This is a genomic window from Methylobacterium sp. UNC300MFChir4.1 (genome assembly GCF_900110155.1).
GTDB lineage: Bacteria > Pseudomonadota > Alphaproteobacteria > Rhizobiales > Beijerinckiaceae > Methylobacterium.
The window spans coordinates 222,504-237,630 of the sequence record NZ_FOCS01000003.1 but is presented as its reverse complement, the minus strand read 5'-3'; the positions used below and the strand labels follow the sequence as shown (position 1 = coordinate 237,630).

Genomic DNA, 15,127 nt, shown 5'->3' with positions numbered 1-15,127 from the left:
TGCGCTCTTCCGGGCCTCAGCCCTCCAGGGGCTCGTCGCCGAGGAGCTCGATACCGAAGCCCGAGAGGCCGACATAGGAGCGGGACGAGGTGGCGAGGTTGCGGATCGAGACCACGCCGAGATCGCGAAGGATCTGGGCGCCGAGCCCGACCTCGCGCCACTGCCGCGCCCGGAGCGCCTCCGTTCCCTCGTCGGTGACGCTCTTGACCGGGACACCCGCGGTGCCGTCGCGGAGATAGACCAGCACGCCGCGCCCGGCCGCCGCGAAGCGCTTGAGCACGGCGTCGATCTGCTTGCCGCCGCCGATCACGTCGGCCGCGACGTTGGAGCGGTGCAGGCGCACCAGCACGTCGCGGCCGTCGCCGATCTCGCCCATCACGAACGCGAATTGCTGGATCGACTCGAAGGGCGTCGAGAAGACGTAAGCGTTCAGGTCGCCGTGGTTCGAGCGCACCGGGAAGTGTCCGACCCGCTCCACCAGACGATCGCGGGCCTGCCGATAGGCGATCAGGTCAGCCACCGAGACCTGCTTGAGGCCGTGCTTCTCGGCGAAGGTCTCGATCTGCGGCCCCTTCATCACGGTGCCGTCGTCGTTGGCGAGCTCGCAGATCACGCCTACGGGCGGCAGCTCGGCGAGGCGGCACAGGTCGACGGCGGCCTCGGTGTGGCCCGAGCGCATGAGCACGCCGCCGTCGCGGGCGATCAGCGGGAAGACGTGGCCGGGCCGCACGAAGTCGCCGGCGCCCATGTTGCCGTTGGCCAGCGCCCGCACGGTGTTGCAGCGCTGCTCCGCCGAGATGCCGGTCGTCAGCCCGTGCTTGACGTCGACCGTGACCGTGAAGGCCGTGCCCAGCGGCGCGTCGTTCGACGCGACCATCGGGGCGAGGTGCAGGCGCCGCGCCTCGCTCTGGGTGATCGGCGCGCAGACGATGCCGCAGGTGTTGCGGATGATGAACGCCATCTTCTCCGGCGTGCAGAGCGAGGCGGCGACGACGAGGTCGCCCTCGTTCTCGCGGTCGTCGTCGTCGGTGACGACCACGATCTCGCCGCGGGCGAAGGCCGCGATGGCCTCTGTGACGGTGCAGTGGGGCACGGGCATTCTCGAATCGTTGGGACGGACCCGGATCAGGGCTGGGATCCGACCTGTCCGCGATGGCGCAGATAGTGATCGGCGAGCACACAGGCCATCATGGCCTCCGCGACCGGCACGGCGCGGATGCCGACACAGGGATCGTGCCGGCCCTTGGTGACGAGATCGACCTCGCCGCCGTCGCGGGTGACGGAGCGGCGCGGGGTCAGGATCGAGGAGGTCGGCTTCACGGCGAACCGCACCACGACCGGCTCGCCGTTGGAGATGCCGCCCAGGATGCCGCCCGCGTGGTTCGCCAGGAAGCGCGGCCGGCCGCCGTTGCCGGCCCGCATCTCGTCCGCGTTGTCCTCGCCGCGCAGGGCCGCCGCCGCGAACCCGTCGCCGATCTCGACGCCCTTCACGGCGTTGATCGACATCATCGCGGCGGCCAGGTCCGCGTCCAGCTTGCCGTAGACCGGTGCGCCGAGACCGGGTGGCACGCCCTCGGCGACGACCTCGATGACGGCGCCGACCGACGAGCCGTCCTTCCGGAGCCCGTCGAGATAGGTCTCGTAGAAGGACGCCGTCTCGGCATCGGGGCAGAAGAACGGGTTGTTGCCGACCGCGTCCCAGTCCCAGCGGGACCGGTCGATGGCGTGCGGGCCCATCTGCACGAGGGCCGCCCGAATGGTCACGCCCGGGATGACCTTGCGCGCCACCGCGCCGGCCGCGACCCGCGCGGCGGTCTCCCGCGCCGAGGACCGGCCGCCGCCGCGGTAGTCGCGGATGCCGTACTTCACGTCGTAGGTGTAGTCGGCATGGCCGGGGCGGTAGCTGTCGCGGATCTCCGAGTAGTCCTTCGAGCGCTGATCCGTATTCTCGATCATCAGCGCGATCGGGGTGCCGGTGGTGAGCTGGTGGCCGCCGGTGCGGTCGTCCGCGAAGACGCCGGACAGGATCTTGACCTGATCAGGTTCGCGGCGCTGCGTCGTGAAGCGTGACTGGCCGGGCTTCCGGCGATCCAGCTCGGCCTGGATCTCTTCGGCCTCCAGGGGCAGGCCGGGCGGGCAGCCGTCGACGACGCAGCCGAGCGCGATCCCGTGGCTCTCGCCGAAGGTCGTGACGCGGAACAGGTGGCCGAAGGTGTTGTGCGACATGGCGCGGCTGCCTTAGCGCGGGAGCGGCGGGGGCACAAACGCGGCCCGTGCAGGGCGGCCGGGCAGACCCGCGCGCGGTGACGGGTCGGAGCGCCCGGCAGCCTCACCGGGCCTTCGGCGAACCGGGCAGATCGAGCCCGCCCCGCGCCTTGAGCGCCCGGTACGCCGCGACCGCCGCCGCGAGATCCCGGTGCAGCCGGCGCTCGTCGCCGAGATCGGCGAGGGCGTAGGTGAGGCCGAGGATGTGGGCGGCCTCGTAGCCCTCCGGCAATTCGCCCGCGCTGCCGAGGGCGATCGCCGCGTTCGGCAGCGCGTCGGCGAAGTCCGACAGCCGCGTCCTGAGCGCGGCGCCGCTGGCGCGAAGATGGGCACCGGCCGCCGCCGGACCGTGGTTGCGGATCGCCGCCACCGTTCCCTGCGCCAGCGACAGGTGCACCGCCTCGCGGTTCGCCGGAAACAGGTAGACGAGGTAGTAGCCCCGCGTGGCGCTGGTGGTGACGGCGGGATCGAACACGGCGATCCAGGGGATCGCGGCCCAGTGGCTCCCGCGCCCCGGGCTGCCCTTCACCAGGAACGGCCCGTCGATCGGCTCCAGGGCGGCGCGCAACTCGTCCGGCGCACCCCTGCGGATGACGGCGGCGAGCGGGTGGCCGGCCGGCGGGTCGAGCCGGGCGAGCGGGTATTCCTCGACGATCCGCCGGAGCGCGTAGCCGAGGCTCACGGCCGCGCCAGCACCCCGCCGGTGATGGCCTCGCGTACCCCGGTGGTCGCCGGGAAGGTGATCGGCAGGCCCTTGAGCGAGCGCACCGCGAGGTACGCGAAGGCCTGCGCCTCCAGATAGGCGGAGGACCAGCCGATCGCGTCCGCGGTCGTGATCTCGGCGCGCAGGTGGTAGTTCAGGAGCCGCACCAGCTCGCCGTTGCGGGCGCCGCCGCCGGCCACGATCCAGCGGGTCGGGACCTCCGGGGCGTGGTCAAGGGCGCGGGCCACGGCCCGGGCCGTGAAGGCCGTGAGCGTCGCGGCGCCGTCCTCGGTCGAGAGTTGCCCGGCGAGCTTGTGCGAGAACCAGTTCCGGTCCAGCGACTTCGGCGGTTTGCGGAAGAAGAACGGGTGCGTCAGGAGCCAGGCAAGCAGCTGCTCGTCCGGGCGGCCGCGGGCCGCCGTGCGGCCGCCATCGTCGAGGTTCTTGCCCTCGCGCTCCTGCATCCACTCGTCGATCAGGGCGTTGCCGGGACCGGTGTCGAAGGCGATGACGCCGCCCTTCGAGTCGATCAGCGTCGCGTTGGCGACGCCGCCGATGTTGAGGATGCCGAAGGGCCCGTCGAAGCCCGACGCCTCGGCGAGCGCCTTGTGGAAGACCGGCACCAGCGGCGCCCCCTGCCCGCCCGCCTCGATATCGGCCCGGCGCAGGTCCGAGACGACCGGGATGCCGAGCCGGGTCGCCAGCGCCTGCCCGTCGCCGATCTGGATCGAGATCCGCTGGTCCGGGCGGTGGATCACGGTCTGGCCGTGGAAGCCGATCACGTCAATCTCGGAGGCATTCAGGCCGTGCTCCTCCAGGAAGCGCTCCACGGCCTCGGCATGGGCGAGGGTGACGAAGGCCTCGGCCTCCGGCAGACGCCCCGGCCGGTCGGCGGGATGGAGGACGGATTCGGCGTCCTTGGTGGCCGCGCGCAGCAGCGCCTTCTCGTCGTCGGCGTAGCCGCGGTAGCCGGTGGGGCCCAGCGGCTCGAGGAAGTTGTTGTGGCCCTTGACCACGTGGACGCGCTCGCCGTCGGTCTCGATCAGCGCGATGTCGACGCCGTCCAGCGAGGTGCCGCTCATCAGTCCGATCGCGCGCATCATCGCCATGCCGTGCTGCCCCGTGCCTTTCGGTCAACGCCCTGCTAAGAGCGCGCCGTATCCTGAACCCAGCGCGAGCTAGCATGCGGGGCCTCGGCCTGTCGCGCCAGCGCGCGACCCGAGATGGCATCCATGACCGCCGAGAGCTTCGCGCCGAAATCCGACTTCCTGCGGATCCTGACCGAGCGCGGCTATATCCACCAGACCTCGGACCTCGCCGGCATCGACGCCGCGGCCCTCGAGGGCCGGCTGACCACCTATGTCGGCTACGACTGCACGGCGCCCTCGCTCCATGTCGGGCACCTCCTGTCGATCATGATGCTGCACTGGCTGCAGGCCACCGGGGGCAGGCCCATCGCCCTGATGGGCGGCGGCACGACCCGGGTCGGCGACCCGTCCGGCCGCGACGAGACCCGCAAGATCCTCACCGTCGAGCAGATCGACGCCAACAAAGCCGAGATCCGCAAGACCTTCGACCGGTTCCTGCGTTTCGGCGACGCGGCCGGCGACGCCGTGATGGTCGACAACGCCGAGTGGCTGACCAAGCTCAACTACATCGAGATGCTGCGCGACGTCGGCCGCCATTTCTCGGTGAACCGCATGCTGTCGATGGACAGCGTGCGCCTGCGCCTGGAGCGCGACCAGGAGCTGTCGTTCCTCGAGTTCAACTACATGATCCTTCAGTCCTACGACTTCGTGGAGCTGAATCGCCGCTACGGCTGCGTCATGCAGATGGGCGGATCGGACCAGTGGGGCAACATCGTCAACGGCATCGATCTCGGCCGCCGCATGGGCACGCCGCAGCTCTACGCCCTGACCTGCCCGCTGCTGACCACGTCGTCCGGCGCCAAGATGGGCAAGACCGCGGCCGGCGCCGTCTGGCTCAACCCGGACATGCTGAAGCCCTACGATTACTGGCAGTTCTGGCGGAACACCGAGGACGCGGACGTGGCCCGCTTCCTCAAGCTGTTCACCCTGCTGCCCATGGAGGAGATCGCGCGCCTCTCCGCCCTCGCCGGCTCCGAGATCAACGCGGCCAAGACGGTGCTGGCCACGGAGGCGACCGCGCTGATGCACGGCCGCGAGGCCGCCGAGGCCGCCGCCGAGACCGCCCGCAAGACCTTCGTCGAGGGGACGCTGGCCGCCGACCTCCCGAGCGTCACCGTGCCGTCCGCCGCCCTGGAGGCGGGCCTCGGCGTGCTCACCGCCTTCGGGCCGGAGGTCGCCAAGCTCGTGCCGTCCACCAGCGAGGCGCGCCGTCAGATCAAGGGCGGCGGCCTGCGGGTCAACGACGTGCCGGTCACGGACGAGAAGGCTGTCCTCGGCCGCGGCGACGTGACCGCGGACGGGGTGATCAAGCTCTCCTTCGGCAAGAAGCGGCACGTGCTGTTGCGGCCCGAATAGGCCGCCCGAGACCGCCACGAGGGACGGAACGCGTGAGCATAGCCCGCATCCTGGTGATCGACGACGAGCCGCCGATCCGCCGGCTGCTCCGCACCGGTCTCGGGACGCAGGACTACGCGGTCGTCGAGGCCGCCGACGGGGCCGCGGCGCTCGTCGCCCTGGAGGCCGGCGGGGTGGATCTCGCGCTCCTCGACCTCGGCCTTCCCGACATGGCCGGCCACGCCCTCCTGGCGGCGGTCCGCGAGCGCTGGCCCGACCTGCCGGTCGTGATCCTGTCGAGTCGCGACGACGAGCGCGGCAAGGTCGAGGCCCTCGATCTCGGCGCCGACGACTACGTCACCAAGCCCTTCGGCATGAACGAGCTGCTGGCGCGCATCCGCGCGGCCCTGCGCCATCGCCTCGCCATGCAGGGTGAGCGGCCGGTCTTCCGGGTCGAGGACCTCTCGGTCGACCTCGTCCGCCGCATCGTCCGGGTGGGCGAGCGCGACGTGAAGCTGTCGCCGCGGGAATACGAGTTCCTGCGCGTGCTGGTGCAGCACGCCGGCAAGGTGCTCACCCACGCGCAGCTCATGCGCCACGCGCCGGCCTCGTCGGACCCGCAGTACCTGCGCGTCTACATCCGGCAGCTGCGCCAGAAGCTCGAGCCCGATCCCGAGCGCCCGCGCTACCTGCTCACCGAGACCGGCGTCGGCTACCGCCTGCGCGCGCCGGATTGAGCCCGGCGCGCCGGCTCAGGGCTCCAGCCCCTCCTCGACGCGCCGCGCGGCGCGCAGCTTCTCGACCCGCGCCACCGAGAACACCGAGGCCTCGTAGAGGAGCAGCATCGGGATCGCGAGGGAGAGCTGCGAGATGACGTCCGGCGGGGTCAGGATGGCGGCGGCGACGAAGACCAGCACGATCGCGTAGCGGCGCTTCTCGCGCAGGAACGCCGCGTCGATGATCCCGATCTGGCCGAGCAGCGTCAGGATCACCGGCAGCTGGAAGGCGATGCCGAACGCGAAGATCAGCGTCATGATCAGCGACAGGTACTCGTCGACCTTCGGGAGCAGCTTGATCGTCGGCTCCCCGGCGACGCCCACCTGCTGGAGCGACACCGAGAATTTGATCAGCAGCGGCATCGCCAGGAAGAACACCACGAGCGCGCCGAGCAGGAAGAAGATCGGGGTGGCGACGAGGTAGGGCAGGAACGCCTTGCGCTCGTTGCGGTAGAGGCCGGGTGCCACGAAGGCGTAGATCTGCGTCGCGATCACCGGGAAGGCCAGGAAGGCCGCGCCGAAGACGCTGAGCTTGATGTTGGTGAAGACCTGCTCGAGGAAGTGCGTGGCGATCAGCTCGGCGTTCTGCGCACCCACGATCGAGACGTAGGGGTAGACCAGCACGTTGTAGATGTCGCGCGAGAAGAAGAAGCACGCGAAGAACATCAGCACGAAGGCGATGAGCGACTTGATCAGCCGCGCGCGCAATTCGATCAGGTGCTCGAGCAGGGGCGCCCGGGACGCCTCGATCTCGGCCTCGTCCGCCTCGCTGATCATCGGGCAGCCGTGCCGTTCTTGGACTCTTCGGTGGCGGGGTGTGCGGCAGGCGGGTCGGGCCGAGGACCGAACGGATCGTCCACCGAGCCGGGCACGGGCAGGGGCGCCTCCGCGACCTCGGCCGCCGCACCATGGTCCGACGCGCCGGCGGGCGTCACCGGATGCGTATCGGCGGCGTGAGGCACCGCCGCGGCTTCCTGCTCGGCCTTCAGCTGCGCCGTGGCGTCGGCCAGCGACCGGGTCTCGATCGGGGGTGTCTCGGGGCCGGGCAACTCCGGTCCCATCTTCTCCGGACCCATCTTGGCCCGGCCCTCGACGGCGCCCTTCAGTTCGTCGCGGATCGTCTGCACCGGATTGAAGGTCGAGCCCGCCGTGCGGACGGTGTTGCGGATGCCGTCGACCTCGCGCCGGACGTCGTCGAGCTCGGCCTCGCGGATCGCCTCGTTGAACTGCATCTGAAACTCGCCGGCCATGCGGCGCAGCTTCGTGGTGATCTGCCCGACGGTGCGCAGCGCCTTCGGCAGATCCTTCGGCCCGATGACGATGAGGGCGACGCCGCCGATCAGCATCACCTCGCCCCAGCTCATGTCCAGCATGTCGTCGACGGTCCTGCTGCCCCGAGATCCGGCACGGCGGCCGGACCCCGTCAGGCTCTACACGAGCGCGCGCGCTCTGACAGTCCTACAGTCAAGCTCGCCGTCAGACCGGCTTGCGCTCACCGCCGGGGATATGACTCGCCGGGATCGCGGTGCCGGGGCTCGTCTCGGCGGTGTGCGGGATGGTGCGAACCGGCTCGGCCGGAGGCGGCGCGGCCTGGGCCGCCGGCGGGGTCTCGTCCTCGGCCATGCCCTTCTTGAAGGCCTTAATGCCCTTGGCGACGTCGCCCATCAGGTCGGACACCTTGCCGCGTCCGAAGAGCAGCATCACGATGACCGCGACGATGACCCAGTGCCAGATACTCATGCTGCCCATGGCAACCTCCTGCGGGCGCCCCGAAGAAGCGGGAGCGTGACGCCACGTCCGGTTGAGGATTTCGGGGCGAACCTAGGGATCGCGCCGCCCGAACACAAGCAGAGGCGATGCCACGGCCGGTGGAAGGCCGCGATGGAACGTCGCGCGGTGTCTCAGGTCAGGCGGCGGCGAGGGCCGCGGCGAAGCGGTCGCGGGCTTCCGCGACGTCGAGCCCGTCGCCGGCGGGGTCGAGCCGCGCCAGCGCAGCGGCGGCGCGCCGCGCGGCCTCGCCGGTCAGTTCGGGCGCCGCCTCGGCCACCGCTTGCATCTCGTCGCGCGCGCCGTTGCAGTGGAGGCCGATGTCGATCCCCGCCGCGAAGGCGCGCTCCGTCCGGTCGCGGAACGTGCCGGTCAGCGCGTGCATGGACAGGTCGTCGGTCATCAGCAGGCCGTCGAAGCCGATGGCGCCGCGGATGATGTCGCGGATGACGGTGTCTGACTGGGTCGCCGGCCGGTCGGGGTCGATGGCGGTGAAGACGACGTGCGCGCTCATCGCCATCGGCAGGTCTGCGAGGGCGCGGAAGGTGCGGAAATCCTGCCCGGCGAGATCCGCGCGGGTCGCGTCGACCACCGGGAGGCCGTGGTGGCTGTCGCAGGTGGCGCGCCCGTGCCCCGGAATGTGCTTCATCACCGGCAGGACGCCGCCGGCCATCAGGCCCTCGGCGACGGCGCGTCCGATCTCGGCGACCCGTTCCGGACTCGTCGCGTAGGCCCGGTCGCCGATGATGTCGTGCGAGCCCGGCGCCGGCACGTCGAGGACGGGGGCGCAGTCGACGTTGATGCCGACCTCGGCGAGGTCGTGCGCCATGAGGCGCGCCCCGAGCCGGGCGACGGTCGCGGCGCTGCCGTTCAGCCGACCGTAGCGGCCGCCGGCCGGATAGGCCGGCCAGTGGGGCGGACCCATCCGCTGGACCCGGCCGCCTTCCTGATCGATCAGGATCGGCGCCCGGTCGGACCCGACGCAGTCCCGGAGTGCCCCGGTGAGGGCGCGGACCTCGTCGGGCGTCCCGATGTTGCGCTTGAACAGGATGAAGCCCCAGGGCTTCACGTCCCGGAAGAAGGCCCTCTCCTCCGCCGTGAGCGACGGGCCGGTGCAGCCGAGAATCAGGGCGCGGGAGGTCATCTGGAACGGCTCGGATAGTGCTCGGTGGCGGCGCGAAGACGGCGCGAGAACGGCGGCAGGGCCGCCGGGCGGCGCGAATCGATGGCGACAGAGTCGGGCGGGAACGGGGAGCCGGCAAGACCAAACCGGGGCCCCGGACCGGTGGCCGGGGCGATCGCGCCGCCCGTGTTGCCGTGCGGACTCGGTCGGACGGGCGACGCGGATCACCGCGGACAGGCACGCCGTCCCGTCCGCGAGGTGCCGTCAGGAGATCAGTTCTTGGCCACGAAGCACTGGCCGCCCGCGCCCTGCAGGGCGCTGCACAGGCTCGCGGCCTGGGCCTTCTCCAGCGGTCCGACGCGGACGCGGTAGATCGTCTTGCCGTTGACCTCGGCCTGCCGGATCAGCTCGGGCTTGCCGGCGAGCTGCGCGTACTTGGCCTGCAACTGGTGGAACGCGGCCTTGGCCTCGGCGGCGGAGCTGCGCACCCCGAGCTGGACCGAGAAGCCGCTGACCGGGCCGGACTTCACGGCGTCGTCGTCCGTCGTGGTGCTGGCGGTGGTGTCGGGCGCGGCCGCCCCGGCCGGAGCGACGGCGGCGATGCGCTGGGCGGCCTTCGGCGGCGGCTTCACGGCTACCGGCTTGGGCGCCGGCTGCTCGACCGCAGCTTCCGGTTGCGCGTCGACGGGCGTGGCCGTGGTCGCCGGCATGGCTGCGGCGGTCTGGCGGACGGGCCTGGACTTCGGGGCCGGCGGAGCGGGCGGCTCGTCGCTCGGCAGGACCATGGTGGGGATCGGGGCCGGCCCGGCATCGGCGGCCTGCTGCTCGCGCGGCGGCGGCGCGGGCGGCGCTTCGGGCTTGACCGCCACGGTGCGGACGCGGCGCGGCTCCCCGAAGGCCTCGAACGGTCCGCTGCCCGGCGTCGTGCCACCCTGGGCGCCGCTCGGCTGCGACGGGCCCTGGGCCGCCCGCGCGGCCTCGGCCACGTCGAGGGGCTGCTCCTCGCGGTTCACGATCTTGATCTGGCCGTCCTTCTTGCCCTTCGGGTCGTAGATCTGCCGGTTCTGATCCGGGATCTCGACGCCGTCGGCGACCTTCGGGGCGACCTTGAGGGGCGTGGAATCGGCCTGGACCACCGGCACGCCGCCGTGGCCCGAATTGCTCAGGCCCTTGTAGGTGAGCGCCCCGGTGACGGCGAGCGCCACCACGGCGACGCCGGCACCCACCGAGATGAGCCGCCGCCGCGGATTGGCGCGCCGGAGCGCGCGGCTGTCCGCGTAGGTCTCCTCGTCGCCGGTCGAGGTCGGGCCGCTCTCCGGAGCGTAGCCGGCGCCCTCGCGGTGCGTGTCCTGCTCCACCGAGGCGAGATACTGGTCGAACGCGTCGGCCGGCGTGGCCTTGGCGGCTTCCGGGGCGAAGCTCGGCTCGACCCGGGCATTCCAGGCGGCCTGCTGCGGGGCGGCGGGCGCGTCGGCGCGCATCTCGTCGCGGGCCGCGAGCAGCGCCCGGAACGGGTCGTCCTGGCCGACGATGCGGGCGAGTTCCGCCAGCGGGTCGCCCTTGCCGGACGCCTGCGGCGCCTGGCCCTTCTCCTGACGCAGATCGCGCGCGAGGGCGTCCAAATCGACCTGAGCGCGCGAAGCGTTCGTCATGGCAGCATCCTCACATCAACGCCGAAGACCGGCCCGATGCACTCGGGCCTATCGCATCTCGTCCGGCGCGGTCACACCGAGAATCGCAAGGCCGGCCGCCAGCGTGCTCCGCAGAGCTTCGACGAGCGCCAGCCGGGCCCACGTCGACTTTCGGTCGGTTGCATTAACAAACCGTAATTGCGGCAAGTCTTTGCCCTTGTTCCAGAAACTATGCAGCGCGGAGGCGAGTTCATAGAGGTGGAAGGCGATTCTGTGCGGCTCGTGCGCCAGCGCCGCGGATTCGAGGACCCGCGGGTACTGCGCGATGAGGCGCATCATCTCGATCTCGCCCGGGTCGCTCAGCACGGAGAAATCCGCCTCACGGGCCAGCGCCGCGGCCGAGAGGTCGGCGTCCGGGAAGGCCTCGCGTGCCTGCCGCTGCACCGAGCGGACGCGGGCATGGGCGTACTGGACGTAGAAGACCGGGTTGTCCTTCGTTTGCTCCACGACCTTGGCGAGGTCGAAATCCAGGGTCGCGTCGTTCTTCCGGTAGAGCATCATGAACCGGATCGCGTCGCGGCCGACCTCGTCGATCACGTCGCGCAGGGTCACGAACTCGCCGGCCCGCTTGGACATCTTGACCGGCTCGCCTGCGCGCAACAGCCGCACGAGCTGGCAGAGCTTGACGTCGAGCGTGGCCTTGCCGTCGCTGACCGCCTTCACGGCAGCCTGCATGCGCTTCACGTAGCCGCCGTGATCGGCGCCCAGGACGTCGATCAGCTCAGTCGCCCCGGCGAGGTACTTGGCCCGGTGGTAGGCGATGTCGGAGGCGAAGTACGTGTACGAGCCGTCCGACTTCAGCAGCGGGCGGTCGCTGTCGTCGCCGAATTCCCGGGTGCGGAACAGCGTCTGCTCGCGGTCCTCCCAATCCTCCGGCAGCTGACCCTTGGGCGGCGGCAGGCGGCCCTCGTAGACGAGGCCCTTGGCGCGCAGTTCCGCGAGCAGGGACTTCACGGCCCCGCTCTCCTGGAGCGTGCGCTCGGAGAAGAACACGTCGTGGCGGATGCCGATCGCCGCCAGGTCGGCCCGGATCATCTCCATCATCATGCCGAGCGCGGTCTCGCGCACCGCGGGCAGCCACTCCGCCTCCGGCTTGTCGAGGAGCGCGCGGCCGTGGGTCTCGGCCAGCGCGGCGCCCACGGGCTTCAGGTAGTCGCCCGGGTAGAGGCCCTCGGCGATCGCGAAGGGCTCGCCCAGGGCCTCGCGGTAGCGCTGGAAGGCCGAGCGGGCCAGCACGTCGACCTGAACGCCGGCGTCGTTGATGTAGTATTCCCGCTTCACCTGCCGGCCGGCGGCGACGAGCAGGTTGCACAGGGCGTCGCCGAACACCGCGCCGCGGCCGTGCCCGACATGCATCGGCCCCGTCGGGTTCGCCGACACATACTCGACGTTGATCGGGCCGCCGGGCAACCGCGCGCGGCCGAACGCCTCCGGCGCCGTCAGCGCGTCGCGCACGACCGCGTGGAAGATCGCGGGGTCGAGCCGCAGATTGATGAAGCCCGGCCCGGCGACGCTCGCCTCGACGATCCGCGGGTCCGCGCGGAGTTCCTCCGCCAGGGCCTCGCCGAGCGCCTTCGGATTGGTCCGCGCCTCCTTGGCGAGCACCAGGGCGGCGTTCGTGGCGAGATCGCCGTGCGACGCGTCGCGGGGCGGCTCGACGACCACGCGGCCCAGGTCGAGGCCCTCGGGCAGTTGGCCGGCGCGGGTCAGCGCCTCCACGGCCTCGCGCACGCGCGCCTCGAACAGGGCGAAGATGTTCATGGGTCTCGATCTCGCTCGCGCGGGGGTCTCGTCGCCCGGCCCGTCCGGCCTGCGCCCGCCCCGGCGGTCTAGCAAGGGGGCGGGAGGGTGTCACGGCGCCGGGCCGCGCACCGAGCCCGCGGAATCCGCGGTCGCGGCATCGCTCCGGTAACCACGTGCGCGTCGCCGACGGGTTATCCCGCGCGACGAATACGGATCGCCCAGTGTCCGTCTTGTCTCGAACGAGACGACACGGTGTCATCGTTGGCGATCGTGAGTAGGCCGATCGCGGAGTTACTGATGAAGACCTTGACGATTGCGGGCACGGCGCTCTGCGCGCTCATCCTGGCCGCGCCGAGTGCCGAGGCGGGCGGGTTCCGCGGCGGCGGATTCCATGGTGGCGGATTCCATGGCGGCAGCTTCCGGGGCGGTTACCGCGGTGGCTACGGCTACCGCGGCGGCTACGTGGCCCGCGGCTTCTACGGGCGCGGCTACGGTTACGGCTACCGCGGCGGCTACGGTCGGGCCCTCGGCTACGGGCTGGCCGGCGCGGGGATCGGCCTCGGGCTCGGGCTCGCCGCCGGCAGCGTCTACGGCGGCTACGGTTATGGCAGCTACGGCTACGGCTACCCGGCCGCCTACGGCGGCTACGGCTACGGCTATCCCGCCGCCTACGGTGGCTACGGCTACGGCGGGTGCTACGGCAGCTTCACCTGCGGCTGCGGCTGCTGACACGCGCCTGCCCCGCGCCGGGCCTTCAGGGCTCGGCGAGGGGCAGGCCCCGGCTGGGCAACTCCCAGTGGAGGTCCGGCGTCGTCGCGTAGAGCTTGCGATGCGCCAGGACCGCGTAGGTGTCGGTCATGCCGGCGATGTAGTCGGCGACACGGCGGGCGACCCGGGCCTCGGTCGCCCCGTCGAGACCGGCGCTCCACTCCTCCGGCATCCGGGCCGGCGCCGCGGTGAACGCGGCGAACAGGTCGTTGACGATGGCGTCCGCTTTCTTCCGCACGGCCACCACGCCGGGATGCCGATACATCCGCTCCCACAGGAAGCGCATGATCTCGGCGTCGGCCGCCGCGATCTCCGGCGAGAACACGATGACCGGCTGATCCGCGTTGCGGATGTCCTCGACGTTCTGCGGATCCAGGGCGGCGATGCGGCGGCCGCCCTCGCGGATGACGTCCTCGACGAAGCGGGTGATCACCCGGCGGGCGAGCTCGTGGATCATCCGCGACGGCTCCAGGCCCGGATACAGCCGGTCGATCTCGTCGAGCAACCCGGCCAGGAACGGGACCGCCCGCAGCTCCGGGATCTCGAACAGGCCGGCGCGCAGCCCGTCGTCGAGGTCGTGGGCGGCGTAGGCGATGTCGTCCGCCAGCGAGGCGGCCTGGGCCTCGGGGCCGGCCTGGCTCCACAGGTCGAGGGGATTCAGCGCGTCGTATTCCAGGATCGCCGCCGGGATGCCGCGGGCGGCGTAGCGGGGCGTCGGGTGGCCGTCCGCGGTGAGCAGCGGACCGTTGTGCTTGACGAGGCCCTCCAGCGTCTCCCAGGCGAGGTTCAGCCCGTCGAAGCCGGCGTAGCGCCGCTCCAGCCGGGTGACGATCCGCAGCGCCTGGGCGTTGTGGTCGAAGCCGCCGTGGCGCGCCATGCAGGTGTCGAGGGCGTCCTCGCCGGTATGGCCGAAGCAGGTGTGGCCGAGGTCGTGGCTGAGGGCCAGAGCTTCCGCGAGGTCCTCGTCGAGCCCGAGGGCGCGCGCGAGCGCCCGGCCGATCTGGCTCACCTCCAGCGTGTGGGTCAGGCGGGTGCGGTAGTGGTCGCCCTCGTGATGCACGAAGACCTGCGTCTTGTGCTTCAGCCGCCGGAACGCCGTCGAGTGGATGATCCGGTCCCGGTCGCGCTGGAAGTCGCTGCGGGTCGGCGAGCCGGCCTCCGGGATCAGGCGGCCCCGGGTGCGGGCCGGGTCGGTGGCGTAGGGCGCGCGCCAGCGCTCACCGTTCGGTCGCACGGCATCCGCTCTGTAACTCACGCACCCTGCTCATGACGGCTCCCCGCCCGGCGCGTTGCGGCGCGGGCTTGCGGCTCATATCTTGTGGGTCGAGGCGCCCTCGGCAACGGGCCGGGCGCGCCGTCCACCGAACGAATGCGTGGCCAGAGACCGATGGCTGAGATCACCCTGACCGCCCGCGCGGCCAAGCGCATCAACGAGATCATGGTGTCGGAGCCGGCCGGCTCGTCGCTGCGGATCAGCGTCAACGGCGGCGGCTGCTCGGGCTTCTCCTACGCCTTCGACATCACCCGCGCCCGCGAGGCGCAGGATGTCGCGATCGAGCGCGACGGCGCCACCGTGATCGTCGATCCGGTCTCGCTCGAGTACATGAGCGGCTCGACCATCGATTTCGTGAACGACCTGATCGGGCAGTCCTTCAAGATCGAGAACCCGCTCGCCACCGCCTCCTGCGGCTGCGGCACCTCCTTCTCGTTGTAGCGCCCGGCCCGACGCCGCCGCGCCGTTGCGTCCGTACGACACCTTTCCCGGCTCGATCGCCCGGGCCGGCGCGCGCGATTGCCTCGCCCGGCAA

Annotated in this window: 15 protein-coding genes; 4 read left to right on the top strand and 11 right to left on the bottom strand. The window is 71.6% G+C overall.

From position 1 onward, the window contains the following. Positions 1 to 16: 16 nt before the first annotated feature. From ribB to BMY19_RS06680, 4 genes are all read right to left on the bottom strand, one after another. Positions 17 to 1,093: a 3,4-dihydroxy-2-butanone-4-phosphate synthase gene (gene ribB / locus BMY19_RS06695; RefSeq protein WP_042675272.1), complete on the bottom strand. Its 1,077-nt coding sequence runs from the start codon at positions 1,091 to 1,093 to the stop codon at positions 17 to 19. 32 nt (positions 1,094 to 1,125) lie between these two features. After that, positions 1,126 to 2,226, bottom strand: coding sequence for a chorismate synthase (aroC, locus tag BMY19_RS06690; RefSeq protein WP_100251245.1), 1,101 nt, complete (start codon positions 2,224 to 2,226; stop codon positions 1,126 to 1,128). Between the two features lie 103 nt (positions 2,227 to 2,329). Continuing rightward, the gene (locus tag BMY19_RS06685; RefSeq protein WP_100251244.1) at positions 2,330 to 2,947 is read right to left on the bottom strand and encodes a DUF3578 domain-containing protein; all 618 of its coding nucleotides are present in this window, start codon (positions 2,945 to 2,947) and stop codon (positions 2,330 to 2,332) included. Next, a complete protein-coding gene (locus BMY19_RS06680) occupies positions 2,944 to 4,077 on the bottom strand; it encodes an anhydro-N-acetylmuramic acid kinase (protein WP_020092047.1) in 1,134 nt (377 codons plus the stop codon). The genes BMY19_RS06685 and BMY19_RS06680 overlap by 4 nt, the downstream gene beginning before the upstream one ends. Positions 4,078 to 4,200: 123 nt before the next feature. Here BMY19_RS06680 and tyrS point away from each other — a divergent pair, with 123 nt between their 5' ends. Further along, a complete protein-coding gene (gene tyrS / locus BMY19_RS06675; protein ID WP_042675258.1) occupies positions 4,201 to 5,472 on the top strand; it encodes a tyrosine--tRNA ligase in 1,272 nt (423 codons plus the stop codon). Positions 5,473 to 5,504: 32 nt separating this feature from the next. Next, positions 5,505 to 6,188: a response regulator gene (locus BMY19_RS06670; RefSeq protein ID WP_100251243.1), complete on the top strand. Its 684-nt coding sequence runs from the start codon at positions 5,505 to 5,507 to the stop codon at positions 6,186 to 6,188. Positions 6,189 to 6,203: 15 nt separating this feature from the next. Here the strand turns inward: BMY19_RS06670 and tatC are convergent, their stop codons facing one another. The 6 genes from tatC to argS form a co-directional block, all read right to left on the bottom strand. Next, a complete protein-coding gene (tatC, locus tag BMY19_RS06665; RefSeq protein WP_091676841.1) occupies positions 6,204 to 7,004 on the bottom strand; it encodes a twin-arginine translocase subunit TatC in 801 nt (266 codons plus the stop codon). Next, positions 7,001 to 7,600 (bottom strand): Sec-independent protein translocase protein TatB, encoded by a 600-nt coding sequence (gene tatB, locus BMY19_RS06660; RefSeq protein WP_100251242.1) that lies wholly within the window; start codon positions 7,598 to 7,600, stop codon positions 7,001 to 7,003. Before tatB ends, tatC begins: the two co-directional genes overlap by 4 nt. Before the next feature lie 103 nt (positions 7,601 to 7,703). Beyond that, positions 7,704 to 7,976: a twin-arginine translocase TatA/TatE family subunit gene (locus tag BMY19_RS06655; RefSeq protein WP_020092042.1), complete on the bottom strand. Its 273-nt coding sequence runs from the start codon at positions 7,974 to 7,976 to the stop codon at positions 7,704 to 7,706. Positions 7,977 to 8,133: 157 nt separating this feature from the next. Further along, positions 8,134 to 9,138 (bottom strand): beta-N-acetylhexosaminidase, encoded by a 1,005-nt coding sequence (nagZ, locus tag BMY19_RS06650; RefSeq protein ID WP_100251241.1) that lies wholly within the window; start codon positions 9,136 to 9,138, stop codon positions 8,134 to 8,136. Positions 9,139 to 9,389: 251 nt separating this feature from the next. Then, the gene (locus tag BMY19_RS06645) at positions 9,390 to 10,769 is read right to left on the bottom strand and encodes an SPOR domain-containing protein (RefSeq protein WP_100251240.1); all 1,380 of its coding nucleotides are present in this window, start codon (positions 10,767 to 10,769) and stop codon (positions 9,390 to 9,392) included. 48 nt (positions 10,770 to 10,817) lie between these two features. Next, on the bottom strand, positions 10,818 to 12,569 hold the full coding sequence (argS, locus tag BMY19_RS06640) for an arginine--tRNA ligase (RefSeq protein WP_100251239.1): 1,752 nt from the start codon (positions 12,567 to 12,569) through the stop codon (positions 10,818 to 10,820). A gap of 279 nt (positions 12,570 to 12,848) precedes the next feature. Between argS and BMY19_RS06635 the strand changes: the two genes are divergently transcribed. Further along, positions 12,849 to 13,280: a hypothetical protein gene (locus tag BMY19_RS06635; RefSeq protein ID WP_100251238.1), complete on the top strand. Its 432-nt coding sequence runs from the start codon at positions 12,849 to 12,851 to the stop codon at positions 13,278 to 13,280. Between the two features lie 25 nt (positions 13,281 to 13,305). Here BMY19_RS06635 and BMY19_RS06630 read toward each other — a convergent pair whose 3' ends face one another. Next, on the bottom strand, positions 13,306 to 14,553 hold the full coding sequence (locus tag BMY19_RS06630; protein ID WP_100251237.1) for a deoxyguanosinetriphosphate triphosphohydrolase: 1,248 nt from the start codon (positions 14,551 to 14,553) through the stop codon (positions 13,306 to 13,308). A 153-nt stretch (positions 14,554 to 14,706) separates the two neighbouring features. Here BMY19_RS06630 and BMY19_RS06625 point away from each other — a divergent pair, with 153 nt between their 5' ends. Beyond that, on the top strand, positions 14,707 to 15,033 hold the full coding sequence (locus BMY19_RS06625) for a HesB/IscA family protein (RefSeq protein ID WP_012319723.1): 327 nt from the start codon (positions 14,707 to 14,709) through the stop codon (positions 15,031 to 15,033). The last annotated feature ends 94 nt before the right edge of the window (positions 15,034 to 15,127 follow it).

Coding starts and splice junctions, on each gene's coding strand:
- aroC (WP_100251245.1), bottom strand. CDS start 2,226: ATGTCGCACAACACCTTCGGCCACCTGTTCCGCGTCACGACCTTCGGC.
- BMY19_RS06680 (WP_020092047.1), bottom strand. CDS start 4,077: ATGGCGATGATGCGCGCGATCGGACTGATGAGCGGCACCTCGCTGGAC.
- tyrS (WP_042675258.1), top strand. CDS start 4,201: ATGACCGCCGAGAGCTTCGCGCCGAAATCCGACTTCCTGCGGATCCTG.
- tatC (WP_091676841.1), bottom strand. CDS start 7,004: ATGATCAGCGAGGCGGACGAGGCCGAGATCGAGGCGTCCCGGGCGCCC.
- tatB (WP_100251242.1), bottom strand. CDS start 7,600: ATGCTGGACATGAGCTGGGGCGAGGTGATGCTGATCGGCGGCGTCGCC.
- BMY19_RS06655 (WP_020092042.1), bottom strand. CDS start 7,976: ATGGGCAGCATGAGTATCTGGCACTGGGTCATCGTCGCGGTCATCGTG.
- nagZ (WP_100251241.1), bottom strand. CDS start 9,138: ATGACCTCCCGCGCCCTGATTCTCGGCTGCACCGGCCCGTCGCTCACG.
- BMY19_RS06645 (WP_100251240.1), bottom strand. CDS start 10,769: ATGACGAACGCTTCGCGCGCTCAGGTCGATTTGGACGCCCTCGCGCGC.
- argS (WP_100251239.1), bottom strand. CDS start 12,569: ATGAACATCTTCGCCCTGTTCGAGGCGCGCGTGCGCGAGGCCGTGGAG.
- BMY19_RS06635 (WP_100251238.1), top strand. CDS start 12,849: ATGAAGACCTTGACGATTGCGGGCACGGCGCTCTGCGCGCTCATCCTG.
- BMY19_RS06625 (WP_012319723.1), top strand. CDS start 14,707: ATGGCTGAGATCACCCTGACCGCCCGCGCGGCCAAGCGCATCAACGAG.